Source organism: Pseudoclavibacter soli DSM 23366, assembly GCF_000423505.1.
GTDB classification, from domain to species: Bacteria; Actinomycetota; Actinomycetes; order Actinomycetales; family Microbacteriaceae; genus Pseudoclavibacter_A; species Pseudoclavibacter_A soli.
Genome location: NZ_KE384027.1, coordinates 218,596 through 243,193 on the forward strand (window position 1 = coordinate 218,596; position 24,598 = coordinate 243,193).

21 protein-coding genes are annotated in these 24,598 nt (G+C 66.4%); 14 read left to right on the forward strand and 7 right to left on the reverse strand.

Annotated elements, in window-relative coordinates:
- Window positions 1–42 precede the first annotated feature (42 nt).
- From G557_RS0108550 to aqpZ, 5 genes are all read left to right on the forward strand, one after another.
- A complete protein-coding gene (locus tag G557_RS0108550; protein WP_036961981.1) occupies window positions 43–768 on the forward strand; it encodes a CoA transferase subunit A in 726 nt (241 codons plus the stop codon).
- Between the two features lie 32 nt (window positions 769–800).
- Window positions 801–1,469 (forward strand): CoA transferase subunit B, encoded by a 669-nt coding sequence (locus G557_RS0108555; protein ID WP_028245708.1) that lies wholly within the window; start codon window positions 801–803, stop codon window positions 1,467–1,469.
- The gene (locus G557_RS0108560) at window positions 1,466–2,665 is read left to right on the forward strand and encodes an acetyl-CoA acetyltransferase (RefSeq protein WP_051224922.1); all 1,200 of its coding nucleotides are present in this window, start codon (window positions 1,466–1,468) and stop codon (window positions 2,663–2,665) included. The genes G557_RS0108555 and G557_RS0108560 overlap by 4 nt, the downstream gene beginning before the upstream one ends.
- A gap of 136 nt (window positions 2,666–2,801) precedes the next feature.
- A complete protein-coding gene (locus tag G557_RS0108565; RefSeq protein ID WP_028245710.1) occupies window positions 2,802–4,244 on the forward strand; it encodes a TIGR00366 family protein in 1,443 nt (480 codons plus the stop codon).
- Between the two features lie 347 nt (window positions 4,245–4,591).
- Complete coding sequence (gene aqpZ, locus G557_RS0108570; RefSeq protein WP_028245711.1) at window positions 4,592–5,311, forward strand: aquaporin Z; 720 nt, start codon at window positions 4,592–4,594, stop codon at window positions 5,309–5,311.
- 48 nt (window positions 5,312–5,359) lie between these two features.
- Here aqpZ and G557_RS13810 read toward each other — a convergent pair whose 3' ends face one another.
- Both G557_RS13810 and G557_RS0108580 read right to left on the reverse strand, forming a co-directional pair.
- Window positions 5,360–6,538 (reverse strand): Ltp family lipoprotein, encoded by a 1,179-nt coding sequence (locus G557_RS13810; protein ID WP_084627097.1) that lies wholly within the window; start codon window positions 6,536–6,538, stop codon window positions 5,360–5,362.
- A 33-nt stretch (window positions 6,539–6,571) separates the two neighbouring features.
- The gene (locus G557_RS0108580; protein WP_028245712.1) at window positions 6,572–6,775 is read right to left on the reverse strand and encodes a hypothetical protein; all 204 of its coding nucleotides are present in this window, start codon (window positions 6,773–6,775) and stop codon (window positions 6,572–6,574) included.
- Window positions 6,776–6,890: 115 nt separating this feature from the next.
- Between G557_RS0108580 and G557_RS0108585 the strand changes: the two genes are divergently transcribed.
- Window positions 6,891–7,577 carry an NAD(P)H-binding protein gene (locus G557_RS0108585; RefSeq protein ID WP_028245713.1) on the forward strand — a complete coding sequence of 229 codons (687 nt, stop codon included), beginning with the start codon at window positions 6,891–6,893 and terminating at the stop codon, window positions 7,575–7,577.
- Between the two features lie 5 nt (window positions 7,578–7,582).
- Here G557_RS0108585 and G557_RS12630 read toward each other — a convergent pair whose 3' ends face one another.
- The 3 genes from G557_RS12630 to G557_RS0108600 form a co-directional block, all read right to left on the reverse strand.
- A complete protein-coding gene (locus G557_RS12630) occupies window positions 7,583–8,569 on the reverse strand; it encodes an aminotransferase class IV (RefSeq protein ID WP_051224923.1) in 987 nt (328 codons plus the stop codon).
- Window positions 8,570–8,590: 21 nt separating this feature from the next.
- Window positions 8,591–9,517 (reverse strand): NAD(P)-dependent oxidoreductase, encoded by a 927-nt coding sequence (locus G557_RS12635; RefSeq protein WP_051224924.1) that lies wholly within the window; start codon window positions 9,515–9,517, stop codon window positions 8,591–8,593.
- A gap of 471 nt (window positions 9,518–9,988) precedes the next feature.
- A complete protein-coding gene (locus G557_RS0108600; protein WP_051224925.1) occupies window positions 9,989–10,753 on the reverse strand; it encodes a tyrosine-protein phosphatase in 765 nt (254 codons plus the stop codon).
- A 113-nt stretch (window positions 10,754–10,866) separates the two neighbouring features.
- On the opposite strand from G557_RS0108600, the gene G557_RS0108605 reads away from it, so the two are divergent.
- Window positions 10,867–12,027: an FAD-dependent oxidoreductase gene (locus tag G557_RS0108605; RefSeq protein ID WP_245542788.1), complete on the forward strand. Its 1,161-nt coding sequence runs from the start codon at window positions 10,867–10,869 to the stop codon at window positions 12,025–12,027.
- Between the two features lie 218 nt (window positions 12,028–12,245).
- On the opposite strand, the gene G557_RS14245 is transcribed toward G557_RS0108605, so the two are convergent.
- Window positions 12,246–13,502, reverse strand: a complete 1,257-nt coding sequence (locus tag G557_RS14245) for a peroxidase-related enzyme (protein ID WP_084627099.1) — start codon at window positions 13,500–13,502, stop codon at window positions 12,246–12,248.
- Between the two features lie 36 nt (window positions 13,503–13,538).
- Window positions 13,539–14,939, reverse strand: a complete 1,401-nt coding sequence (locus G557_RS0108615) for an aminotransferase class I/II-fold pyridoxal phosphate-dependent enzyme (protein ID WP_028245716.1) — start codon at window positions 14,937–14,939, stop codon at window positions 13,539–13,541.
- Window positions 14,940–15,145: 206 nt separating this feature from the next.
- Here G557_RS0108615 and G557_RS0108620 point away from each other — a divergent pair, with 206 nt between their 5' ends.
- From G557_RS0108620 to G557_RS0108650, 7 genes are all read left to right on the forward strand, one after another.
- Entirely contained in the window at window positions 15,146–16,312 is a 1,167-nt protein-coding gene (locus tag G557_RS0108620) for an ABC transporter substrate-binding protein (protein WP_028245717.1), read from the forward strand.
- 85 nt (window positions 16,313–16,397) lie between these two features.
- The gene (locus G557_RS12645) at window positions 16,398–18,269 is read left to right on the forward strand and encodes an ABC transporter permease (RefSeq protein ID WP_051224926.1); all 1,872 of its coding nucleotides are present in this window, start codon (window positions 16,398–16,400) and stop codon (window positions 18,267–18,269) included.
- Complete coding sequence (locus G557_RS12650) at window positions 18,262–19,152, forward strand: ABC transporter ATP-binding protein (protein ID WP_036961983.1); 891 nt, start codon at window positions 18,262–18,264, stop codon at window positions 19,150–19,152. The genes G557_RS12645 and G557_RS12650 overlap by 8 nt, the downstream gene beginning before the upstream one ends.
- On the forward strand, window positions 19,149–19,916 hold the full coding sequence (locus tag G557_RS12655) for an ABC transporter ATP-binding protein (protein WP_051224927.1): 768 nt from the start codon (window positions 19,149–19,151) through the stop codon (window positions 19,914–19,916). Before G557_RS12650 ends, G557_RS12655 begins: the two co-directional genes overlap by 4 nt.
- Window positions 19,913–21,190, forward strand: a complete 1,278-nt coding sequence (locus G557_RS12660; RefSeq protein ID WP_051224928.1) for a flavin-containing monooxygenase — start codon at window positions 19,913–19,915, stop codon at window positions 21,188–21,190. The genes G557_RS12655 and G557_RS12660 overlap by 4 nt, the downstream gene beginning before the upstream one ends.
- Window positions 21,187–23,049, forward strand: coding sequence for an FAD/NAD(P)-binding protein (locus G557_RS0108645; protein ID WP_028245718.1), 1,863 nt, complete (start codon window positions 21,187–21,189; stop codon window positions 23,047–23,049). The genes G557_RS12660 and G557_RS0108645 overlap by 4 nt, the downstream gene beginning before the upstream one ends.
- A 186-nt stretch (window positions 23,050–23,235) precedes the next feature.
- The gene (locus G557_RS0108650) at window positions 23,236–24,597 is read left to right on the forward strand and encodes a C1 family peptidase (RefSeq protein ID WP_051224929.1); all 1,362 of its coding nucleotides are present in this window, start codon (window positions 23,236–23,238) and stop codon (window positions 24,595–24,597) included.
- The last annotated feature ends 1 nt before the right edge of the window (window position 24,598 follow it).

Genomic DNA, 24,598 nt, shown 5'->3' on the forward strand with positions numbered 1-24,598 from the left:
TGGACATCCTGTCCAATATATAGACAATTGTGAGGTGAAGGAATGAGCACGAAAGGCAAAATCCGCGACAGCGCCGTCGCGGCACTCGCCGACGTGGCCAGAGACGGCATGACCGTCGCAGTGGGGGGCTTCGGCCTGACCGGGGTGCCCTTCGATTTGGTCGAGGCCCTGCGCGACACCGGGGTGCGCGATCTGACGATCGTCTCGAACAACATGGGCACCGATGGCAACGGGCTTGGTCTGCTGCTCGAGAACCATCAGGTCAGCCACGTGATCTGCTCGTACGCGGGCGAGAACGCGCTGTTTGCTCGGCAGTACCTCGACGGCGAGGTGACCATCGAGTTCAACCCCCAGGGCACGCTCGCGGAGCGGCTGCGCGCCGGTGGTGCGGGCATCGCCGGGTTCTACACGCGCACCGGCGTGGGCACCGTGATCGAGGATGACCGCGAGGCTCGCGAGTTCGACGGCCAGCGATACCTGCTTGAGCGGGGCATCCGCACCGACTTGGCGCTTGTGCGTGCACATCAGGCCGATGAGGCCGGCAACCTGGTGTATCGCCTGGCCGCGCGCAACTTCAACCCGGTGGTCGCGCTCGCCGGCGACGTGACCATCGCCGAGGCCGAGCAGATCGTGCCCACGGGCACACTCGACCCCGAGCACATCATCACCCCGGGTGTGGCGGTGCACCGACTGGTTGTCGCCACCGAGCGCGACAAGCCGATCGAACAGCGCACCGTGCGCCCGGCGCAGCCCGTACCCGTGGCCTGAGCCGCACAAACATCCATCACAAGGAGGACACAATGACGTGGACACGAGATGACATGGCCCGCATCGCCGCCAGAGAGCTGGAAGACGGCGACTACGTGAATCTGGGCATCGGCATTCCGACCCTGGTCGCCAACCACATCGCACCGGGCATCGATGTGACGTTGCATTCTGAGAACGGCATATTGGGCGTCGGGCCGTTTCCGTTCGAGGGCGAGGAAGACGCCGATCTGATCAACGCAGGCAAGCAGACGGTCACGGTCAACCCGGGTGCCAGCTTCTTTGACTCGGCCACCTCGTTCGCGCTGGTGCGCGGCGGGCACATCCACAAGGCGATTCTCGGCGCCCTGCAGGTGTCGGCCAACGGCGACCTGGCGAACTGGGTGATTCCCGGCAAGATGGTCAAGGGCATGGGCGGTGCCATGGATCTGGTCGCCGGCACCCCGCGAGTCATCGTGCTCACCGACCACAACGCCCGTGATGGCGCGGCCAAGATTCGCACCGAGTGCGATCTGCCGCTGACCGGCCGCGGCGTGGTCGACCGCATCATCACCGACATCGCCGTGTTCGATGTCACCCCAGAGGGGCTCCGCCTGGTCGAGATCGCCCCGGGAATCACGGTCGACGAGGTCACTCGCCGCACCGATGCATCATTCACCATCGCCGACGAGGTGACCGAAACGCCTGAGGAGGCCATCGCATGAACGCGACCACCACATCCACCCGCTCGAACGATGACGTGCTGATCGCCGGATGGGCACATACGAAATTCGGTCGGCTCACCGATGAGACGCTCGAGTCGCTGATCGTGCGGGCCGGTCGAGAGGCACTCGAGGATGCCGGGGTCGCCGCGCGCGACGTCGACGAGATCTTCATCGGCAACTACAACTCGGGGCTGGTGCCGCTGTCGTTCGTGTCGTCGCTGGCCCTCGAGATCGACCCTGACCTGCGCTTCGCCTCGGCGACGCATGTCGAGAACGCCTGCTCGTCGGGGTCGGCAGCCATCAAGCAGGGCATCGCCGCTCTGCGCAGCGGGGCCGCACGCACGGTGCTCGTGATCGGGGCCGAGAAAATGACCCACGCATCCGGCGCAGAGGTGGGCCAGGCCCTGCTCGGCGCCTCATACGAGCTGGCCGGGCAGCCCTCGGCCGGTGGCTTTGCGGCGATGTTCGCCGAGGTGCAGGATGCCTATGTCGAGCAGTACGGTGAGGTCTCTGACGCACTGGCGGCGATCGCAGCCAAGAACCACGCCAACGGCGCACTGAACCCCTACGCGCACATGCAGCGCGATCTCGGCTTCGAGTTCTGCAACACCGTCAGCGACAAGAACCCGATCGTGATCGGGCAGCTGCGCCGCACCGACTGCTCGCTGGTGTCTGACGGTGCTGCGGCGATCGTGCTCACCACCCGCGACGCCAAACCAGACACTGACCACCCGGCCGTGCGCTTCGCCGGATTCGCTCAGGCGAACGACTTTCTGCCGAGCGCTCGGCGCAACCCCACCGAGTTCGCCGGCCCGCGCACCGCGTGGCAGCGCGCGCTCGAGCAGGCGGGTGTCGGCGTGCACGACCTCGATCTGCTCGAGGTGCATGACTGCTTCACCATCGCCGAGCTGCTGCTCTACGAGGCGCTCGGGCTGGCCGAGCCTGGCCAGGGGCGCCGCCTCATCGACGATGGCGCGGTGCTGCGCGACGGCACGATTCCGGTGAACGTGTCGGGCGGCCTGAAGTCGAAGGGCCACCCGGTGGGCGCCACCGGCGTCTCGCAGCATGTGGTGAGCGCCTGGCAGCTGACCGGCGCGGCCGGCGAGATGCAGCTGCCGAAGGTCGACCGCGTGGGCATTCTCAACATGGGCGGCACCGCGGTGTCGAACTACGCCAGCATCCTCGAGCTCGACTGACCAACCGCCACATCCAATGGCCCGTGTGGATGCCGCACGGGCCATACCCCCACCGTTCGTGCCAGCCCCGGCACGGGCATCCCCTGGTGCGCCCCTGCCGAGGCAGCGGCGCCATTCGATGACAAGGAGGTCATCAATGACAACAACAGCGACACCCGCACCAACCCCTGAGGTCGCGCGAGAGACGCGCCTGAGCCGGGTGGCCCAGGCCATCGCAGGCTGGACGGAGAAGTGGTTTCCCGACGCCTACGTGTTCGCCCTGGTGGGCGTGGTCGTGGTGGCGGTCGCCGCGCTGCTCAACGGCTCGAGCGTGGCGACGGTTGCCACCACCTTCGGCGGCGGATTCTGGGATCTAACTGCATTCACCCTGCAGATGGCCATGGTGGTGCTCGGCGGATACGTGGTGGCCACCTCACCGCCCATAGCCCGCATGATCAACTGGCTCGCACTACGCCCGCGGTCTGGCCCGGGCGCAGTGGCGTTCATCGCCGTGCTCGCGATGCTCATTTCACTGCTCAACTGGGGGCTCAGCCTCATCTTCGCCGGGCTGCTCGCTCGAGCCGTCGCACGACGCACCGACATCACGATGGACTATCGAGCGGCCGGCGCCGCCGCACTGATGGGGCTCGGAGCCACCTGGGCGCTCGGGCTGTCGTCGTCGGCCGCGCAGCTGCAGGCGACGGCATCCTCCATCCCCGCCTCGCTGCTGCCGATCACCGGCGTGCTCGACTTCGGCAAGACGATTCTCACCTGGCAGTCGCTGCTGATGGCCGGGGTGCTCATCGTGCTCACCGCCGCCGTGGCCTACTGGTCTGCGCCGCGCGGCCGGGTGGTCACCGCAGCAGACCTCGGGGCTGACCTGTCAGACGAGATCGAGGTCGTCGACAAACGCACCCGACCCGGGGAATGGCTCGAGCACAGCCGCATTCTGCCGATCCTGCTTGGCCTGCTCACCCTGGTGTGGCTGGTGCTGCAGTTCGTCAACCTGCCGTTCCTCTCGGTGATCAGCAGCCTGAACGCCTACCTGTTCGTGTTCCTGATGCTGGGACTCGTGCTGCACGGCACCCCGCGCAAGTTTCTGACGGCTGTGAACAAGGCGGTGCCCGCGACCGCGGGCATTCTGGTGCAGTTTCCGCTGTATGCGGCGATGGCGGCCATCCTGACGAAGGCAGAAGGTCGTGGGGGCGAGACCCTCGCGCACCACCTGAGCTCGCTGTTCACCTCGACGGGCTCGGCGGTGGGTCTCGGGCTGCTGGTCGGCCTGTATACCGTGGTGCTCGGCGTGTTCGTGCCGTCGGGTGGTGGCAAGTGGCTGGTGGAGGCGCCCTATGTGATGCAGGCCGCCACCGACCTGCATCTGAACCTGGGTTGGACGGTGCAGATCTACAACGTCGCCGAGGCGCTGCCCAACATGATCAACCCGTTCTTCATGCTGCCGCTGCTCGCACTGCTCAAGATTCGGGCGCGTGACATGGTCGGGTTCTCGTTCATCCAGTTCCTGTTCCACACCCCGGTGGTGTTCTTGATGATCTGGCTGCTGACGGGCACGTTCGACTTCGTACCGGCGGTCATTCCGTAGACACCGGCTGCCGGTATGAGGGTGTGCGGGCGTTCGGCCGAGAAGGGCTCTCTTCTCACCCGAGCGCCCGCACTGTTGTGCGCGCCGCTGGCCCTGCTGGTCTCGTCGAGTGTGCAGAAGTACGGCTTATCAGTACACACATAGGCAGCTCTTCTGCACACTCGGTGAACTCAAGGCAGCGGACTGGAGGGTGAGCGCGTGCAGGTGTCGCCGATTGCGGCTAAAGGATGTGTTTTGTCGCGTTCGGTGACACCTGAATGCCGTGTCAGAGGTGAATCAGCAGAGTTGTGAGTGCCTGCCGCGCACGTCTGCGGGGGCATTCACCACGATCGATCTCAGGAGAGTCAATGACTGATACCGCACTCCCCGCACCCCGCCTCGCCGGTCGACTCGGCGCTGAGGCACTGGGAACCTTCCTGCTCGTCTTCGGCGGCACCGGCGCCGCGGTGTTCGCGGCCACTGTCGACCACGGCATCGGGTACTTGGGCGTTGCGCTCGCCTTCGGCCTCACTGTCGTGGTCGGCGCCTACGCGTTCGGCCCGGTCTCGGGCGGCCACTTCAACCCGGCCGTGACCATCGGTTTGGCGACTGCGGGGCGGTTCGCCTGGAAAGATGTGACCGTCTATATCGTCGCCCAGCTCGTGGGCGCCGTCATTGGCTCGGCCGTGGTGCTGGCCATCGCCTCGGGCAAGGCCGGATTCAGCCTCGCCGACGGGTTCGCGACCAACGGCTACGGCGAGTACTCGCCTGAGGGGTACGGGCTGGGTGCGGCGCTCGTCGCTGAGGCTGTGCTCACCGCGGTGTTCCTGTTCGTTATCATCGGCGCCACTGGTCGTCGAGCCGCGGCAGGTTTCGGGCCGCTGGCCATCGGTCTGACGCTGACGCTCATCCACCTGGTGTCCATCCCCGTGACCAATACGTCGGTGAACCCGGCCCGTTCGATCGCGCCCGCGCTGTTCGCCGGCGGGGCCCACTTGGGGCAGCTGTGGGTGTTCATCGTGGCTCCGATCGCCGGCGCGATTTTCGCCGGGCTCACCTACAAGCTGATCACGGGCGAGCGCGACTGAGGTGAAGTGGGGCGTTGATGCAGCGCCCCACTTCGACCATGTTCGTGCTCAGAGCCCGACCGCGGTGGCCCCGTACGCGGCCTGCTCGGCGCTGAAGCCCTCGTATTCGAGCTGGTCGATGAGGCCCTGGCGGGAGAACGAGGTGAACTCCAAGTAGCTGGCGGCCTTCTTGGCTGCCTGCTCGTTCCAGTCGATGTTGAGGCTGTCGACGGCTGCAGTGGCATCGGCGGTGGAGAATTGCTCGTATTCAAGCTGGTCGATGAGGCCCTGGCGGGAGAACGAGGCGAACTCGAGATAGTTCTGGGCTGACTTCTTGGCCTGCTCGACCTCGGTCGATGCGCTCGACCCCGCTGGCTCGGAGGCCTGCGTCGTCGGGGTGTCCTCTTCGACCGGATCGGAGGTTGCGGATTCCGACGTTTTGGACTCTATGGAGGAGTTGTCGCCTGACGAGCGCTCGGAGGAGGTCGAGCTGGTCGTGCCTGTGGACTGGCTCAACGTGGCCAGATAACTCTGCGACACGATGCTCGAGATGATGCTGAGCAGCACGACGACAGCACTGACCACCCAGCCGATGGTGGCCTCGTTGCCCTTGGGCTGCACGCGTGCACCCTGCTTGTCGGTCGCATTGCCGGTGAGCGTGATGATCAGGTCGATCAACGCCCAGATGCCGAAGCCACCGAGCGTGAGCAATTTGACGATGCCAGTGCCGATCTTGCCCAGATAGAACCGGTCGACGCCAAAAGAGCCCAAGAACAGGCTGAACAGCCAGGTCGCCATGAAGCTCTTTGAGGAGGTGCTGCCGGGCTGCGCGGAGTATCCGTTGCCGATCGGCGCTCCGTACTGGGGAGGCTGCTGGCCGCCGTATGCTCCGCCACCATATTGGCCCTGCTGCGTGTACTGGCCATAGCTGGGCAGTTGCTGAGTGGGAGCCGCCGCAGGCGGGGCGAAGACGGGGGCGGCATCCTGCTGGGGTGGGGTATCTTGCTGCGGTGATGCGTATTGTGGGGCACCGCCTGGTTGAGCGGACGTGGGGTCATACGACGAGACCGACTCGGTGTAGGCGTCGGCAGGTGACGAGTAGGAAGACTGCTCGGTCGGTGCCACCGGTGTGGTTGACGGTTGCTCCGACGCGGCGCGCTGCTGCGTGGTCCAAGAGGTGCCGTCAAACCAGCGCTCGGCTCCGGGCTGTTCGGGGTCGGGGTACCATCCGGCGGGAGGCTGTGTCATCTGTGAGTGTCCTGTCAGTCTGTGAACATGTGCTCACAGACTAATGGACACCGGTGACGTCCGGGTGAGATGCGTCGTGCGCAGAAAACTGCCGCTCGAGCGGCCGACACCTCGTGACGACGTCGCCGCGCCGGTGTTTCGTGCGGATGCGGTGCCCGCGTTCGCCGGGGATCCGGCGCCCTGCTGCCACCGGCTCTGGGCGAGTGCGTCGATGAGTCGGCGGTCGTCGATGTTCATGCGGCCTCCTGTGGCTTGGACGATGTGGTCTGCAGCCTAGAGACAGCTGAGTGCATGCCGTGAGCACTCTGTCACGGGGGTGGTCAAGCGGACGTGGCTCACGTAGGGTGGCGGCATGAGCAGGATTCTGATTCTCGGCGGTCACGGCAGAGTGGCGCTGCTGGCCACCCCCAAACTCGTCGCCCGCGGCCACGAGGTCACCTCGGTGGTGCGCGACGACGCACAGTTCGGCGATGTCGAGGCGGCCGGCGGGCATCCGCGCCTGTTCAACCTCGAGCTGGCGACGACGGATGCGCTGGTCGATTTGATCAGCCCCTTCGACGCAGTCGTGTGGTCGGCTGGTGCGGGCGGTGGCGACCCCACTCGCACTTGGGCGATCGATCGTGATGCGGCTGTGCGCTCGGTGCAGGCTGCCGTCATCGCGCAGGTACGCCGCTATGTCATGGTGTCGTGGGCCGGGTCGCGACTTAACCACGGCATTCCCGAGGGCGACTCGTTCTACCCCTATGCACAGGCCAAGGCCATCGCCGATGCCGTGGTGCGCGACAGCGGGCTCGACTTCACGGTGCTCGGCCCTGCGCGTCTCACCGATGAACCCGGTACCGGCGCGATCGGTGAGGCGGCCACCCGGGTCAGTGCTGGGGCCAGCGCTGTTGCAGGCCAAGGGGCGGCGGTCTCTCGTGACGACGTCGCGGCGGCGATCGTCGCGGTGCTCGAGGATCGCGACACCGCCGGGCACACCATCACGTTTGGCCAGGGAGACATTCCTATTGCTGAATATGTCGGGCTCGCTGAGGGGTGATCAGCTCAGTTTGCGCCCTGACGCGAAGTGAAGTCGGCGAACTCGGCGAGTGAGTGCGCACAGACCTCGTCTTGGTGGCTGCGCGAGTAGAGATTCACCGCGACAGCGAGCTCTTCGTCGATGGCGATGGGGCGACCATCAAGTTGCTCGACCGGCCGCACGTTCGAGCCTCCCATGGTCCAGATCGCATCAGCCTGCTGCAGCATCTCGACTGCGTATCGCCCATATTCGCAGGTGATGCCCTGGCTGCGGGCATAGGCGAAGAACTCGCGTTGAGTGGTGCCGTAAAGAATGCCCAAAGACGGGTCAGGTGTGCAGAGCGTGCCGTTGACCCGGAACACGATTGATGACGTGGGACATTCCAGCATGACGCCCTCTGTGCTGTAGAGAATGGCGTTATTCGCACCACGTCGAGCGCACTCTCGATACATCGCCTTGTTCGACGCATAGGAGAGTGTCTTCGCGCCCCGCAGCATCCATGGTGCGAAATGGGCGGTGTCAGCCGATACCCCAGTGGCCAGCGTGACCAACTGCTGTCGGTCGGGCTGCGCCGGAGAGTCACTGCGGGGCTCGATAATCGCCCAGACACGAGCAACGCCAGGGTCGCCTTCGCGCCCGCCGAGAAGCTGCGGGTCATCTCCGCGTGACACGAGGATTTTGACGAGCTGCTGCTCTTGGGCGGGCGGTGCCGCGCGGCGTTGGTACTCGGAGATCAGCGACTGTACGGCGTGTTCGAGGGCCTCGATGTCGAGCACGGAGAAGTCGAGCAGCGCCGCACTGTGCGCGAGTCTTGCGAGGTGGGGGCGCAACGACAGCGCCGTGCCGTGCCAGACCGTCGTCGCCTCGAAAACTCCGTCACCTCGCTGTACTGCGAGATCGAACAGACTCACCTGGTTGCTGAGCGGGGCATCAAACACGACAAGATCGTCGTCGACCGGCCGCTCACCGAAGGCCTGACGGCCGTCGATCCAGGCACTGAGAGTCATGGGCATGTGGGTTCTCCTCTGCTGAGCTCACTCGTGGGTGAGAATGATGTTTGCCGGCGTCTGCCGGTCGATGATCGCCTGCACCTGTGCGGCGACCAGCTGTCGGGTCGCGTGTAGGAAGTCGTCTGTGTTGCCGCCGATGTGTGGGGTGATGAACACCCCGGGGGCCTCCCAAAGAGGGTGTTCGACAGGCAGCGGCTCGGGATCAACCACATCGAGCGCCGCCCGCAGACGCCCTTGCTTGAGCTCGGCCAGCAGGTCGGCTGTGTCGATCAGCCCGCCACGACCCACGTTGACCACGAGCGAATCATCGGGCAGCAGGTTGAGGCGTCGGGCATCAATCAGCCCCTGCGTGTCGTGCGTCAGCGGAATGGCCAGCAGCAGCACATCGTGCGCCGGCAGCAGTGCGTCGAGCTCGCTGATGGCGTGCACGGAGCGACCCGTCTCTGCACTCGTGCGTGCAGTGCGAGCCACCACGGTCAGCTCGGCCACATCGAATGCCTCCAACCGGCGAATGATCGCTTTGCCGAGTCCTCCGTAGCCGAGCAGCAGCACGCGAGCGGTGCGCAGAGAGCGTGTCCACAGGGTCTGCCAGTGATGTGCGGCAGCCTGTTCGAAGGCGGCGTCGTATTGCCTGAGCCCGGCAATCGTCAGCGCGAGAGCATGCTCGGCGGTCGACTCCTCGACGCAGCCACGAGCATTCATCGCCGTTACCTGAGCCGGCAGGCGGTCGACGATCCAGTCGAACCCCAGCGAGAGCAGCTGCAACCAGCGCAACGAGGGAATCTGGGTGATACGCGGTTGGTGAGTCGCGTCGAGCGGGCGTGCCGTGACCAGCATCTCGGCATCGGGCGGGCTGTCAGGGGCGTCGATGTGCCACACGAGGCAGTCGACGTCGGGCACCGCTGCACGCAGGGTTGCGGCATAGATTTCGTCGGGAACGATGACTCTCATTTTTATCTCCTTGTGGGTGTCTTCAAACAGGTGAGTGGGCAGGAGCCGTCGCGGACAAAGATCCATTTAAGGTGACCAGTGGATCGCTCATAGGGAGCGGATGTCTGACGGTCAAGTTGCGCTGGCGCCTGAAAGTGGCATGACATGTGAGTACGGGCTGCAGCAGGATCTGCCTTGAGAAAGCCTGAGCTTGACGGCCAAGTGTGTGCAGCTCGGCCAAGTGAGGTGCAACGGAGTTCGGCCGCCGACGGATTGCCATTTTTAAGTACTCTGCTTCGAAAGTGATGTAACGATCGTCTATCGATAGGCAACATATGTTACATATAATGTGTAATTATATTTCGAAAGCATGAACTCTCGCCGCATCGGCAAAGACATACGATTCAAATATGTGACGCAGGTGGGTTGTCTCCTCAAAAGGGAGTTGTCTGTGTAACCGCAAGTAGAGAGGTTCTCACCAGTCGGTATGGCTCAGGCGCGCAGTGAGCCGCGCAGGTCGTCGAGCTCTGCGTCGCCCAGCCCATTGCGGGCGAGGTAGGCCGCTGCGCCGCCGTGCTCGGTGTCGAGATGATCGATGGCGGCTTCGAGTGCGGCCGGTGGGGCCTCGGCAATCAGGGTGACCAGCTCGTCGGTGAGCACCCCTCCGGCGGCGCGCACGCGTTGCAAGGCCCCTTCGAGCCACGGGCCGGCCAGCTGCTCGGTGGTGGCCGCATAGTCGGTGACCACGGCATCCTGTCGAGTGTCGATCGCCAGCAGAATCAGTGCCACCGTGATGCCGGTGCGGTCTTTGCCGGCGGTGCAATGCACCAGCACGCCGGCGGTCGGGCGGATGGCCAGCGCGCGAGCGATGCGCACGAACACGGCCGCGTCGTGGTCGAGCAGACTGCGATAGAGATCAGGCAGCGTGGGAAGCCCCGCGAGACTCGCCTGCAGCGACCCCTCGAGCAGTGGCAGGTGCACCTGGTTGACGGCTCGCTGCGTGCCGAGATCGTCGGGCAGGCGGGTGCGCTCGTCAAGGGTGCGCAGATCGAACACCGTGTCGATGGGGCTGGCGTCGAACCATGCCGTGGCCTCGGGGCGGAGCGTGCCGGGCGCCGCGCCGCGGAACAGCCGATTGCGCCGCACCCGGCCGCCGTCGCTCAGCGGCAGTCCGCCGACATCGCGCAGATTGACCACGCCCGGCAGCTCGACATGGCGCGGCGGTGCGTCGGTCGAGGGCTGGCGTGCAGGGGTCATGCCCTTCAGCGTAGAGGGCTGGCGCGTGCCATGCCAGCATGCGGCGCTCTGCGGCCAGCGACAGGTAGGCTCGAAGACGTCCGGCGCCTTGCCACAGTGCAGGCGTTTGGCGAATGACCCGAGGAGACATCGTGACGCATTATGAGCACATCGTCATCGGCGGCGGCGCCATGGGATCGGCCGCTGCCTGGCAGTTGGCCCGTCGAGGCAGAGAGGTGCTGCTGCTCGAGCGCTTCGACCAGGTGCATCTGCATGGGGCGTCGCATGGGGCGAGCCGCAACTTCAACATCGCCTACGAAGAGCCCGACTATCTGCGCCTGGTCGCCGAGGCCGGTGGGCTGTGGCGTGAACTCGAGGCCGAGACCGACACGCACGTGCTCGACATGGTGGGGCTGGTCAACCACGGCGCCGGCGAGATCGAGGGTCACGATCAGCTGCTGCACCAGTATGGATTCGCGGCGACCACGCTGACACCCGACGAGGCGGCCGAGCGCTGGCCGGGCATCCGTTTTGACACCAGAGTGACCTACACACCAGATGGGGGTCGGCTAAATCCCGACCTGGCCATCCCGGCGCTGCAGCGCGCTGCCGCCCGACACGACGCTGAGCTGCGTCACCAGACCGCGGTGCGCGGCATCGAGGTTCTCGCCGACGGCACCGTGGCCGTGCACACCGACGATGAGACGCTCACCGCAGACTCAGCGGTGGTCACGCTCGGCGCCTGGAGCCGCAAGCTGTTGGAGGGCATTGTCGAGCTGCCGCCGCTGGTGGTCACGCAAGAGCAGCCCGCGCATTTCGCGCTCGCTTCGGGCGGCGACGGGCTCGACGCAGAGACGGCCGCCCTGTGGCCGGGCTTCAACCACCTGAGAGCTGCGGGCGATGCGCGCACCGACTGGTGGTACTCCGACGTGTACGGCATGTTGACCCCTGGTGAGGGCATCAAGGCTGGCTGGCACGGCACCGGGCCGGTGGTCGACCCCGACCATCGCAGCTACGAGCCCGAACCCGTGCAGCTCGCGGCCCTGCAGCGCTACGTGCGCGAGTATCTGCCGGGTGCCGATGCCGACAGCCTGGTGCCGGTCAGCTGCACCTACACCACTACGCCCGACGAAGACTTCGTGATCGACCGGCGTGGCCCGATTGTGGTGGGCGCGGGTTTCAGCGGGCACGGGTTCAAGTTCGTGCCCGCGGTGGGGCGGCTGCTCGCCGAATTGGCCACCGAGGCGGATGCCCGGGCCGTTTCGCGGTTCAGCCTCGCCCGGTTTGGGCTATAGGGCGGTGGCCCCGACCGCGGGATGCGCGACGTGCATGGTTTCCCCGGGGAGCGGGGTGTTCGGTGCGTGTTTTCACGGAGGCGTGCGCGTTTTCACGTGTGGGTGGGTGTTTTTGGTGAAAACGTGTGCGCCGGGGTGAAACGGTGCGCGCTTGAGTGAGGGTGTGCGTGTTTCACCGGGGGTGCGCAACGGGGCGAGAGTGCGCGGTGGGGTGAGCGCTACGCCTCGGCGTCTTTGCGCTGCTGATCGGCCAGCGCCTCGGCATCTGCCGCCGCAGGTGGGCGCGGGCTGCCGAGCGAGAGCATGAGCCGGTTGGCCCAGGTGAAGAACGCCGCGGCAGCCAGGGCGTCGAACGCCTCGCCGTCGCTGAGCCCCTGTGCACGCAGCGCCTGAATGTGCTGCCCCTCGAGCACCTCGGCACCGGCCTGCAGCGCGGCCACGGCGTTGACGATGGCCCGCCAGCGCGCGTCGGTGTCGAACTCGACCCCCTCGGCCAGTAGCCGCTGCACCTCGTCGACGCGGCCGGTCAGCTTCTCAGCGAAGCGCGAGTGCACACTCGCACATAGGCGGCATCCGTTCAGCCGCGAGGTCACTGCGGCCGCCAGCTCGCGCTCGCCGCGAGGCAGGCCGCCCTCGCTCAAGAAGATCGTCTCGTCGATGATCGTGCGCGTGGTCAGCGACGCAGGATGCCAGGCCAGCAGCCGAAAATAGGGCGACTTCGGCCAGGCGCTCGCGGCCAGCGCGGCCTGCTGTTCATCGGTGGCCCGAGTGGGCTCGAGCGGTGACACCCAGGCGTGCCACACCAAAGGCTCGGCGGTGAATCGCTGGGCCCGGTCGGCGATGATCTCGCCGCGGTCGGCGGCAGGATGGGCCACGAACGCGAGCTCGGAGAGTGCAGGAATCTGGTCGGCAGTGGCGCTGACTCCCTCAGCGGCAATCGTCGAATCTGCGGTGGCTGGTGCTGCGGCGGATTCGGTGATCGTCTGGGCCGCCGCGCGCAGCCGCACGAAGAATCCCACGAACGAGATGATCTGCGAGATCAGCACGATGTCGGCGGCATCGAAGCCCGCGGCGAGCAGCCCGTCGAGGTCATCGGGTGAGGCCGCACCGGGGCGCAGCACCAGCAGGTCGATGTGCCGGGCGATCGCACGCAGCCAGCGCGGGGCGGCAGACAGCTCGCTGGATGCCGTGGGCGCAGTGATCAGCCGGCCCACTTCGATCGGCAGCTCGGCCAGCAGCTCGTCTAACGTTGCATCATCTGACTCGAGCCAGGCAGTGCGCGCCGCCACGGTCAGTCGCACGGATCGGCTCAGCGAGTGCAGCTGTGGGTCGGCGGCGTCATCGAAGACCGCGGTGACGAAGGCCGCGATGCCTGGCAGCAGATCGGGGCGATGACCGGTGATGAGGGCTTGGGCGTTGCCAGAGAGCGTGCCGCGCAGAGCCTGAGCGACCGGCGAGGTGGGGGAGGTGGTCATGATGCTTTCAGAGTCGGGGGAGTGGAGCAGGCGGGGTCAGAAGCCCGGCGGTGCGAGCTCGCCGCGGGCGGCGCGACCGATCAGCCGGGCGAACTGTGCGCTGAGCTCGGGCGAGTTGGGCAGCTGAGTGACGGCAATGCGCAGATGCCCCTGCGCCGGCGGAGTGACAAAGGTGTGTTCGCTGGGGCTCAGCACCACGCCATGCGCCGCCAGCGCCAGCAGTGCCTGATTCTCGTGGGCAGTGGGCACCCACAGCAGCAGGGGATCGACCGGCGCAGACCATGGTGTGCCCTGCGCGTCGAGCTGCTCGGCCAGCAGGGCTCGACGCGCGGCGGTGGCGCGTTCCATGCGCTCGACCACGCGGGTGGCCGCGCGGCTCTCGAGCTGCACTGCCAGCGCGTTCTGCAGAATGCGGCTGTTCATTGCGGCGCCGTGACTGCGCAGGGCTCGCACCCGCTCGACGATGCGGGCCGGGCCGCCGATGACTGTGGTGCGCAGGTCGACGCCATAGGCACGGCAGTACGAGCGCATGCGCACCACCTGACCGGGCAGCGCGCGCGCCACCGTCAGCCCCTGCACGCTCGACAGCGGGCCGAGCACGTCGTCTTCGATCACGATCACGCCGTCACCGCCGGGCGCGTGGCGAATGGTTTCGGCCAACTCGTCGAGACGCTGCTGATCGCCGCCGGCACTCAGTGAAAACGAGCTGCTCGGCTGCAGCAGAACGGCTCCGGCGCCGGCACGCAGCGCCTGCTCGAGTGAGTGCACCGCCGGGCCGTTCTCATCGTGTTCGATCGGCAGCAGGTGCAGGCCCAAGCCGCGCAGTGAGGCGACTGTGCCCGGTGTCGTTGGCTGTGCCACGGCGATCGGGCGATCGCGCCCGATGAGATCGGCCACCGCCTCGGCGACCAGCACCGTGGCCTCGCCGGCGCCGCCGACTGTGGTCCAGGCTTCGGGAGCGAACGGCCATTCGGCGGCGGCCACATGGCGCAGCCGGTCGGTGATGTAGACCTTGGTGGGGTCGTTGGTATGCGGCTCGTGCAGCGCGGCGGCCAGCGCACTGGCGAGATCGGGCTGCAGTTTCGGGTCAGGATGCCCAGTGACCAGGTCGAGGGCATGCCAGCCGTCGAATGCGGTGACTGTCGACGTCGCGGGGCTGGGCTGAGCCGCGGGTGCAGTGCTGTCTGTGGTGGCGACGAATGAGCCGCCCCGTCTGCGGGTCACGATCAGCCCGCGATCGCGCAGCAGCGCCCAAGCGTTGGCGAGCAGGCCACGGCTCAGGCCGGTGTCGGCGGCGAGTTCGCGAATGGTGGGCAGCGCGGTGCCTGGCGGCAACTGCCCGGAGGCGATGAACCCTTCGAGCTGGTGCACGATGTCTCGAGAGGTGCCCGGCTGCAGCAGGATGGCGACGTCGACGGCCGCTTCTGTGCTGGTCATGGGATCTCCTGTGCTGTGGTGCTGCCCTTCAAGTATGGGGTACGTGTGGCAGTCGAGCAGCGAGTGTTGAGAAATATGTCTATCTTTATGTCAGTGTCATATTTAGACACAAATGTCATCTGTCAATGACAAACGTGTGAGATTGATCAGCGAACGAACCAATAATGTCGCCACTGCTGTGGCGCCATCATCCCCCAAGGAGACTGATGTCCACCAAGCCCGTGCGCCGCGCGATCGCCGCCGGCCTGCTTGTCGCGGTGAGTGCCACCGCGCTCGCCGCATGCTCGACCAATGCAGCCAAAGATTCGTCTGATCCCATTCGCTTCGGGGTGACCGCACCGCTGACCGGCAACCAGGCGCAGTACGGCGCCGATTGGAAAGACGCAATCGATCTCTACACCGAGCAGCTCAATGCGGCAGGCGGTGTCGACGGGCGACAGGTCGAGGTCGACTTCCAAGACAGCCAGGGCGACCCCTCGCAGGCGGCGACCATCGCCCAGAAGTTCTCTGACGATGAGAGCGTGCTCGGTGTGCTCGGTGACTTCGCCTCGCCCACCTCGAAGGCTGCCAGCCCCATCTATCAGCGTGCCGGCCTCACCCAGATCGGCATCACCAACTCGGCCGCCGACTTCACCGACACCGGCGACTACATCTTCAGCCCGGCCACCACTCAGGCCGATGACGGGCCCGCGCTCGAGCAGGCCACGGCCAAGCAGGGCGAGAAGATCGGCATCATCTACGTCGACAGCGACTGGGGCAAAGGTGGCGCCGAGCTGTGGAACGAAGAGGCGCAGAAGAACGGCGACGACGTTGTGTTCAGCGAAGCCGTCTCGCAAGACACCACCGATTACAAGACGCTGCTGACCAAGCTGCGCGACTCGGGCGCTCAAGCGGTCACCATCTACGCGTATTACCAGAACGCGGCCCCGATCGTGAAACAGGCTAAGCAGGTCGCCGGCCTCGAGAACACCCAGTGGGTGTCGATCATCTCGAACTACTCCGACGACTTCCTCGAGAACGCGGGTGACGCGGCTAACGGCACCATCATCGAGACCACCTACTTCGCCGGTTCCGACGACGAGCAGGTGCGCGCCTTCGACGATGCCTTCCAGGCGAAATACGGCCGCACCACCAACTGGTTCTCGGCGGTCGCCTATGACGGCATTCAAGATCTGGTCTGGGCCTACCAAAACAGCGACGGCACGCGAGAGGGCATCCGCAATGCTCTGCGCGACGGCACCGACATTCCGAGCATCGTGCTCGGCAGCATCACCTACAACGACGACCGGCGAGTGTCTCAGCCCCGGTACCTGTGGGTGCGCGTCGAAAACGGCAAGTTCACCCTGCCTGACGACCTGAACCAGGAGCAGTGACTCCTGCCCCCAAGCTGGTGAGCGGCTCGCCCTCGACCCCCGACGAGGCCGGGCCGCTCACCTGTCACGAAAGGACGGCACCCCGGTGCTCGACACCCTGATCGCCGGCATCATCAACGGCAACTCCTACGCGCTGATCGCCATCGGCGTCTCGCTGATCATCGGCGTCTCGAACGTGATCAACTTCGCGCACGGGTCGATCTTCATCTTTGGCGCACTCAGCTCGTGGTGGGTGACCACCACCTTCGGCTGGCCTTTTTGGGCCGGTATCGCGACGGCGCTCGTGGTCACCGCAGCGCTCGGCTTCATTGTCAACCTGATCGCCGTGCGCCCATTTGCCGGCAAGGCCCCAATTGGCTCGGTGCTGGCCACCATCGCGCTGATGGTCATTCTCGACAACGCCGCGCAGTTGATCTTCGGCCCCGAGACGCGAGCCATCGACACCGGCCTGCCGCGCGCCAACCTGCAAATCGGCGGGCTGCGCTTCGGCCTGGTCGACGTGGCCATCGTCGTGGTCAGCCTGGTGAGCATGGTCGGCCTGGCACTGCTGCTGAAGCACACCAAAATCGGCCGCGGCATCCGCGCCACGGCACAAGACCGCGAGGCTGCCGCGCAGATGGGCGTGCCGATCAATCTCACCCAGAACGTGGCGTTCGTGATCGCTTCGGCACTCGGCGGCCTCGCCGGCGTGCTGGTCTCGGCCTCATATGGCAACATCGGCCCGTCGCAGGGCTATCTCGCCGGCATGCAGGGGTTCGCGGCGGCGACGCTCGGCGGCCTCGGTTCGCTGCCCGGCGCAGTGGTCGGCGGTATCGTGCTGGGCATTCTCGAGGCGTTTGGGGTGTACCAGTGGGGCGAACCGATTCGCCCGCTGATCACCTTCGGCGTGCTGCTGCTGGTGCTCTGGATTCGCCCGGCCGGCCTGTTCGGCCGCCTGCCCGCCATCTCTCGCGAGCCTCTGACCGGCACGTTCTTCGCCCGAGCCAAGGCCATTCGACTCAAGCGCTGGCAGGTGCTTGCCCTGACCCTGCTGCCCTGGCTGCTGCTGTTGCCGGGAGTGCGCGGCTACCACCAGCAGATCGGTGTGCAGATCGTGGCCTTCTCGCTGATGGCACTGTCGCTGACCCTCGTGGGCGGTGCGGCCGGGCAGATCTCACTGGGCCAGGCCGGCCCTGTCGCGGTCGGCGCCTACGTGGCTGCGCTGCTCACCCGCGATCACGACTGGAACTTTCTGGCCGCGGCCCTCGTGGCGGGGGTGATCGCCGCACTGATCTCGGTGGTGCTCGCCGCACCAGGGTGGCGACTGAGCGGGCATTACGCATCGGTGGCCACGATGGCGACCGGGGCAGTGATCGTCGCGGTCATCCTGAATCTCGACAGCGTGACCAACGGGTCATCGGGCCTCACCGGCATCCCGCTGCCTGACGTGTTCGGCTGGCAGGTGCGTGGCACCGGGTTCATCTACGCGGTGGGCCTCGGGATGCTGTTGGTGCTGTTGTGGGTCACGTCGCGGTTGCAGCGCTCGCACTTGGGCCGCTTCTGGAACGCGATTCGAGATGACGAGGTGGCGGCTCGCTCGGCAGGCATCGAGACACCGGCCTACAAGTCGCTGGCCTTCGCCATCGGCGGGTTCACCGCCGGGCTCGCTGGGGCGTTTCTCGCCTCGTCGTACGGCTACATCGACCCCAGCATGTTCACGCAGACGCTCAGCCTGCAGATTCTCATCGTCGCCGTGGTCGGCGGCATGTTCAGCCCGTTCGGTGCCGTGGTGGGCGCCGTGGTGCTCGTCGGCGGCCTCGAACTGTTTCGGGTCTCGACCGAGGGGCGACTGTTCGCCTATGGGCTGATTCTGCTGCTGGCCGTGCTGCTGCGCCCGCAGGGGCTGTGGTCGCGCAACGCCTCTGGGCGCTCACTGCGCACGTGGCTCACCCGTCGCAAGGAGGCCGTCAATGACTGACCGCGTGCTCACTGTCACCGAGCTGACCAAGCACTTCGACGGGCTGCCGGCCGTCGACGGCACCTCGTTCGAGGTGCGCGAACATGAGGTGGTCAGCATCATCGGCCCCAACGGCTCGGGCAAGACCACCACGCTGAACCTGCTCAGCGGGCTGCTGCGCCCCCAGCACGGCACCGTCGTGTTCGACGGCACCGACATCACCGGGCGGCTGCCGGATGCGCTGGCTGCGATTGGGCTGACCCGCACGTTTCAGAACGGGCGCGTGTTCGGCACCATGAGCATCGACGACAATGTGACGGTGGGGCTCACCCCGAAGCTGCGAGCCGCGCGGCCGCTGGCGAGACTGCGCCGCATTCCGGTGCTGCGCTGGATCCCGCTGCTGGCCGAGACGGTGGTGGCCCTGGTGCGCCCGCCATCCGTGCGCCGCGAAGAGCGCGAAACCGCGCAGACCGTCACCGGCCAGCTGGAGCGCTTTGGCGATCGACTGCTGCCGCGACGCAGCCAAGAGGCCGCGACGCTGTCGTATGCGAACCGTCGGCGCACCGAGATTGCCCGCGCCCTGGCGCCGAGCCCTCGCCTGCTGCTGCTTGACGAGCCCACCGCGGGCATGAACCCCGCCGAGACCGACGAAGTGATGCACCAGCTGCTCGCGCTCAAGCGGGATGGGCAGACGATGCTGTTGGTCGAGCACAAGCTCGATCTGGTGATGACTGTCTCTGACCGGGTGATCGTGATGGATCACGGCGTGATCATTGCCGAGGGCACCCCCGCCGAGGTGCAGGCCGACCCCGCGGTGATCGAGGCCTACTTGGGCAGTCGTCGCGGCCGGGCCGTCGCTGATATTGCGCCGTCGGGCGCGACAGACGAAGGAGACCACGAATGAGCGCCCTGCTCGAATTCGACCGCGTCAACGTGCATTACGGGCACTTTCACGCGCTGCGCGACGTGAGCTACACCATCGACTCCGGCGAGATCGTCTGCCTGCTGGGCGGCAACGCCTCGGGCAAATCGACCACGATGAAGACGATTCTCGGGTTGGTGCACCCCTCTTCGGGGGAGGTGCGCATCGACGGCGAGGCGACCACGGGGCTCAGCACCGCGCAGATCATTCGGCGCGGTGTGGCCTCGGTGCCCGAGGCTCGGCGGGTGTTCCCCGACATGACGATCGAGGAGAATCTGCTGGTGGGCGCGTACACGGTGCGTGGTCGCAGTGTGCTGCGTGCAGACCTCGAGCAGCAGTACGAGCTGTTTCCGCGTCTGGCCGAACGTCGGCGCCAGCTGGCCGGCACCATGTCGGGCGGCGAGCAGCAGATGCTCGCGTTCGGGCGTGCGCTGATGTCGCATCCGCGGCTGATCTGCATGGATGAACCGACCATGGGTCTCGCCCCGATCGTGGTCGATCAGGTGCTTGAGACGATCACCCGCATCAACCGCGAGCTCGGTGTGGCCGTGTTCATGGTCGAGCAGAATGCCGAGTTGGCCCTGTCGATCGCCCACCGTGGCTACGTGCTGGCCACCGGTGAGGTGCGCCTGGCTGGCCCCGCGCACGAACTGCTGCACGACGAGCGTATTCGCGAGGCGTATCTGGGCCAGCGCGACGAGGCCGCCGTCGAGGCGGCCATTGAGGGCACGGAGGGGCAGCGATGAGCCGCATTGCCATCATCGGCGCCGGTGCCGCCGGTCTCGAGAGTCTGCGCGTGCTGCGCGACCACGGGCACGAGGTGACCGTCTTCGAGTCGAGGGCCGAACCGGGTGGGCATTGGAACAGCGACTACGAGGCGCTGCATCTGATCTCGTCGGCGAACATCTCGGGGTTCGAAGCGTGGCCAATGCCCGACGACTACCCACTGTTTCCCTCGCGTCAACAGATGGTCGACTACCTGCACGGGTTCGCTCGACACTTCGATCTGCTGCGCGACATTCGCTTCAACACGCCGGTGCGTCTGGTGCAGCCGGTCGATGGCGGGCGTCGCGGCTGGGAGGTGAGCACCGCATCCGGCACTGAACGCTTTGACGCGGTGGTGGTGGCCAATGGGCATCTGAGCTCGCCGGTGGTGCCCGAAATCGCCGAGCGATTCACCGGCCACCAGCTGCACACCGCCGACTATCACAACGTCGACGACCTGTCGGGGCAGCGAGTGCTCGTGGTGGGTGCCGGCAACTCTGGGTGCGACGTGGCCGTCGACGCTGCGCAGTCGCGCCGGTTCGACGACGTGACCATCTCGATCAGGCATGGTCACCGGTTCATTCCCAAAACCCTGTTTGGGCGGCCGAGGCGAGAGATCGCCATCCTGCGCTATACCGGGCCGTGGCTCAGCCAGCTGATCACGCGCGGCCTGATGCGGGTGTCAAAGGGCACCAACGCGCGCTATCCCGGGCTGCCCGAGCCGGTCGACCCCGACCTACGCCACCAGCTGCCGATCGCCAACGACCTGCTGCTCTACTGGATTCACCACGGTCGCATTCGACCCACCTCGGGCATCACCGACATCGAAGGCACGCAGGTGAGTTTCGCCGACGGCACCAGCCGCTCCTTCGACACCGTGGTGTGGGCGACCGGCTACCGGGCGACCTTTCCGTTTCTCGCCGATGAGTATGTGCCGCGTGAAGCTGATATTCCGGTGAAATACGCCGGATGCACACTGCTCGCCTCGCCGCTGACCAACCTGTTTGTGATCGGGCTCACCGCACCACGCGGCCCGCAGTTTCCGGTGTACACCCGGCAGATCGAGCTGGTCGTGCGACTGTTGGCACTGCAGCAGCGCATCGATCACCCGATCGTCGAAGACTTCGCACAGAGCGAGTCGCCGAATGTGCGCATCGACATCATCAGAGCAGACTGGAACACAGAGATGGAGCGGGCCGAGCGGCTGACCACACGACTCGAAGAGCGCCTGGCTCCGGCAGGAGTGGTGGAATGAGCGACAACGAACCGGTGCTGGCGATCATTGGCGGCGGCCCGCGCGGCATCTCGGTGCTTGAGCGCATCGCGGTGCGGCTGAGCCCCGATGCGAGCGCGCAGGTGCACATCTATGAACCCTGCGAGCTGGGGTCGGGCCGTGTCTGGCAGACCGATCAGCCGCAGAACCTGGTGATGAACACCTACGCCGGGCAGGTGACCTTCTTCGTCGACGATTCAGTGCACTGCGCCGGCGCGCACGTGAACGGCCCTGATCTGATCGCCTGGGCGCGTCTGATCGTTGAACAGCACGATGGTGTGGTGTCGCCCGAGGTCGACCCGCAGGCGCGCGCCGTCTGGCAGGCGCACCCGGCGCAGCCCGAGGTCACGCGCTCGCTGTTGGCCGAGGCTCGCGCGCTCGAACCGTGGTCGCACCCCTCGCGGGTGTTCTTCGGCCGCTATCTGCAGTGGTTCGCCGATCGCGCGCTGGCGCTGCTGCCTTCGGGCGTGCACGTGATGCATCACCGCACCCGGGCCACCGCCGTCGACGTCGATGCCACCGGCGGCCGAGAGCGCTACCGCATCAGCGCATCCGATGGCACGCTCATCGCAGATGCCGCGGTGCTGGCACTGGGCTGGCTCGATGCCGAGCCGGGTGTGGCCCGGGTGACCGAGCTGCCCTGGGTGGCACCCGAGAACCCCATCGAGCAGCGACTCGACCAGCTCGGCGCTGGTGAGTCGGTGGCGGTGCGCGGGCTCGGCATGGGGTTTTACGATGCCCTCGTGCTGTTGACCGAGGGGCGCGGTGGGCGCTACGAGCCGGTGGGCTCGTTTGAGTCGGCGCACGGCGATCGGGTGGCCAAGCTGCGTTACGTGCCCAGCGGGCGTGAGCCGCAGCTGCAGATCGGCTCAGCCAGCGGGGTGCCCTTCCGCAGCAAGTCGGTGTATCACGCACTGCCGCCCCAAGCCGATCTCGCCGCCCTCGATCGGGCGCTCGCCGCTGCAGTGCCGGGGCAGACCGACTTCGACCGTGACCTGTGGCCGGCGCTCGTCGACGACGCACGCCGAGCCTGGGCCACCACCCGCGCCCGCCTCGAAGCCGAGCGGGGGCAGGATGCCGTGGTCGGCATCCCGGCCGAGCTCGATTTGCAGCAGCTCACTGATCCGCTGCCCGCGCAGCTGCACACCAGCGACCAGTACGCGCGCTGGTTTGTGGAGTTTCTGACCGCTGACGTGATCGAGGCCGCCAAGGGGCTTGACAGCCCGCTGAAGGCCGCCGCCTGGACGATCTCGGCCGCCCGGGCGCGCATCGCCGAGTTCGCGAGTTTCGGCGGGCTCACTGCAGACAGCTTTCGTGCGGGCTACGCGCGCTACATGACGCTCGGGGCAAAACTCGGCTCTGGGCCGCCGGCGTTTCGCACCGCACAGCTGCTGGCGGCGATCGAGGCTGGAATCGTGCATCCGTTCGGGCCGGCCGGTCAGGTGCGGGTCTCCGACGGCCGCGCCGAGCTGGTCTCGCCGTTGCTGCCCGGTGAGGCGCGACCGGTGAGCGCAGTGCTCGACGCCTGGATGTATCAGCCTGACGCCCCGGCCACGACAGACCCGCTGCTGCGACATGTGCTTGACGCCGGTGTGGGCGCGGTGTTCGCGCGCGTCGATGCGGCAGGCACCGCGCACCCGACTCGTGCGCTGGCCATCGAGGCTGCCACATCGCGACTGCTCGATGCGTCGGGCGAGCCGCGTCGGGCTCTGTACTCCGTGGGGATTCCGCAGGAGGAGGCGCGGGGGTTCTCGGCGATCAGTCCGCTGCCGCACACCGACTCGGCGCTGCTGCGTGAGACGGATGCGGTGGCTGACGATGTGGTGACCCGGCTGCGGTAAGCACCTGCCTGAGGTTACAGATACGTAACGGATGATCGAACCAACCTGAGCGGGCTACGGGGTGGGGCGCGCAAGGATGTAGGCTGGCTGCGTTATTGGTGGAGCATACGTTTACGATCTTTGGTTTTGAGATGAATGACGAGGCTCCCCTTGCCGTTTGCACACCCGCAGAAATGGAGCGTCTCTGTGTCTTCCTCATCTCGTCTCGAGCCCGCCGCGTCAGCCCTCACTAAGGATCAGTTGACGGCCTGGCGGCAGGCATTCCTGGCAGACCCCACCGCAGTTCGTGCGCAGAACGCCGTCACGAAGGTGTCGATCGACGATGTGGCGTTGAACCGCCAGCGCTTGATCGACACCCCGCGCAGCATGTCGCATCGCCTCGACGACTGGGAGGCCGCGAACCAGGGCAACAGCGGGCGCTGCTGGCTGTTTGCCGCGCTGAACCTGCTGCGCAGCGATGCGCGCAAAAAGCTCAACGTGAAGAACTTCGAGTTCAGCCAGAACCACGCGATGTACTGGGACAAGATCGAGCGGGCCAACTACTTTCTCGAAGACGTGATCGCACTGGCCGACCGCGAGCCAGACGATCGTCTGCTCTCGTTTCTGCTGAAGAACCTGCTGGGCGACGGCGGGCAGTGGAACATGGAGGTCAGCATCTTCTTGAAACACGGCGTGGTGCCCAAAGAACTGATGCCCGAGACGCAGTCATCGGGCAACACCAGCCGCATGAACACCTCGCTCGGCACCCTGCTGCGCAAGGGCGCCAAGCAGCTGCGTGACGCCGTGCGCTCCGGCGCCGACGCCGAGCAGGTCGCCGAGCTGAAAGTACAGCTGCTGGCAGACACCCACCGCATTCTCACCATTCACCTCGGTGTGCCGCCGACCGAGTTCGAGTGGCAGTGGAACGATGACGAGCGCAACTTCCATCGCGGGGGCACGTTCACTCCGCAGCAGTTTCTTGCCGAGTACACCGACATCGACCTGCGTGACTACATCTGCCTGGTCGACGACCCGAGGCCGGAGCATCCGAAGGGCACCACGCTCACCGTGGCGCACTTGGGCAATGTCGTCGCCGGTGACCCCGTGCTCTACCTGAACACCGACATCGCGACGATCAAACGCATCACTGCAGAGACGATTGCCGACGGCGAGCCCGTGTGGTTCGGCTGCGACGTCGACCCGCAGTTCTACCGGCAAGAGGGGGTGTGGGCGGCCGACCTCTTCGACTACTCGGGGGTGTACGGCGTTGATCTGCGCACCACGAAAGAAGACCGCATTCGCTATGGCGACAGCGAGATGACGCACGCGATGCTGTTTACCGGGGTCGATCTCGACGAACAGGGCGTCGCACGGCGTTGGCGGGTCGAGAACAGCTGGGGCATCGAGAAGTTCGACAAGGGCTTCTGCACTATGGCCGACTCGTGGTTCGACGAATATGTCTTCGAGGTCGTTGTGCGCCGGGATCGACTGCCCGCTGAGCTGCAGGCGGCCATCGACGCGTCGCCGATCGTGCTGGACGCCTGGGATCCGATGGGCGCACTGGCCTGAC

Coding starts and splice junctions, on each gene's coding strand:
- G557_RS0108550 (WP_036961981.1), top strand. CDS start 43: ATGAGCACGAAAGGCAAAATCCGCGACAGCGCCGTCGCGGCACTCGCC.
- G557_RS0108555 (WP_028245708.1), top strand. CDS start 801: ATGACGTGGACACGAGATGACATGGCCCGCATCGCCGCCAGAGAGCTG.
- G557_RS0108560 (WP_051224922.1), top strand. CDS start 1,466: ATGAACGCGACCACCACATCCACCCGCTCGAACGATGACGTGCTGATC.
- G557_RS0108565 (WP_028245710.1), top strand. CDS start 2,802: ATGACAACAACAGCGACACCCGCACCAACCCCTGAGGTCGCGCGAGAG.
- aqpZ (WP_028245711.1), top strand. CDS start 4,592: ATGACTGATACCGCACTCCCCGCACCCCGCCTCGCCGGTCGACTCGGC.
- G557_RS13810 (WP_084627097.1), bottom strand. CDS start 6,538: ATGACACAGCCTCCCGCCGGATGGTACCCCGACCCCGAACAGCCCGGA.
- G557_RS0108580 (WP_028245712.1), bottom strand. CDS start 6,775: ATGAACATCGACGACCGCCGACTCATCGACGCACTCGCCCAGAGCCGG.
- G557_RS0108585 (WP_028245713.1), top strand. CDS start 6,891: ATGAGCAGGATTCTGATTCTCGGCGGTCACGGCAGAGTGGCGCTGCTG.
- G557_RS12630 (WP_051224923.1), bottom strand. CDS start 8,569: ATGCCCATGACTCTCAGTGCCTGGATCGACGGCCGTCAGGCCTTCGGT.
- G557_RS12635 (WP_051224924.1), bottom strand. CDS start 9,517: ATGAGAGTCATCGTTCCCGACGAAATCTATGCCGCAACCCTGCGTGCA.
- G557_RS0108600 (WP_051224925.1), bottom strand. CDS start 10,753: ATGACCCCTGCACGCCAGCCCTCGACCGACGCACCGCCGCGCCATGTC.
- G557_RS0108605 (WP_245542788.1), top strand. CDS start 10,867: ATGACCCGAGGAGACATCGTGACGCATTATGAGCACATCGTCATCGGC.
- G557_RS14245 (WP_084627099.1), bottom strand. CDS start 13,502: ATGACCACCTCCCCCACCTCGCCGGTCGCTCAGGCTCTGCGCGGCACG.
- G557_RS0108615 (WP_028245716.1), bottom strand. CDS start 14,939: ATGACCAGCACAGAAGCGGCCGTCGACGTCGCCATCCTGCTGCAGCCG.
- G557_RS0108620 (WP_028245717.1), top strand. CDS start 15,146: ATGTCCACCAAGCCCGTGCGCCGCGCGATCGCCGCCGGCCTGCTTGTC.
- G557_RS12650 (WP_036961983.1), top strand. CDS start 18,262: ATGACTGACCGCGTGCTCACTGTCACCGAGCTGACCAAGCACTTCGAC.
- G557_RS12655 (WP_051224927.1), top strand. CDS start 19,149: ATGAGCGCCCTGCTCGAATTCGACCGCGTCAACGTGCATTACGGGCAC.
- G557_RS12660 (WP_051224928.1), top strand. CDS start 19,913: ATGAGCCGCATTGCCATCATCGGCGCCGGTGCCGCCGGTCTCGAGAGT.
- G557_RS0108645 (WP_028245718.1), top strand. CDS start 21,187: ATGAGCGACAACGAACCGGTGCTGGCGATCATTGGCGGCGGCCCGCGC.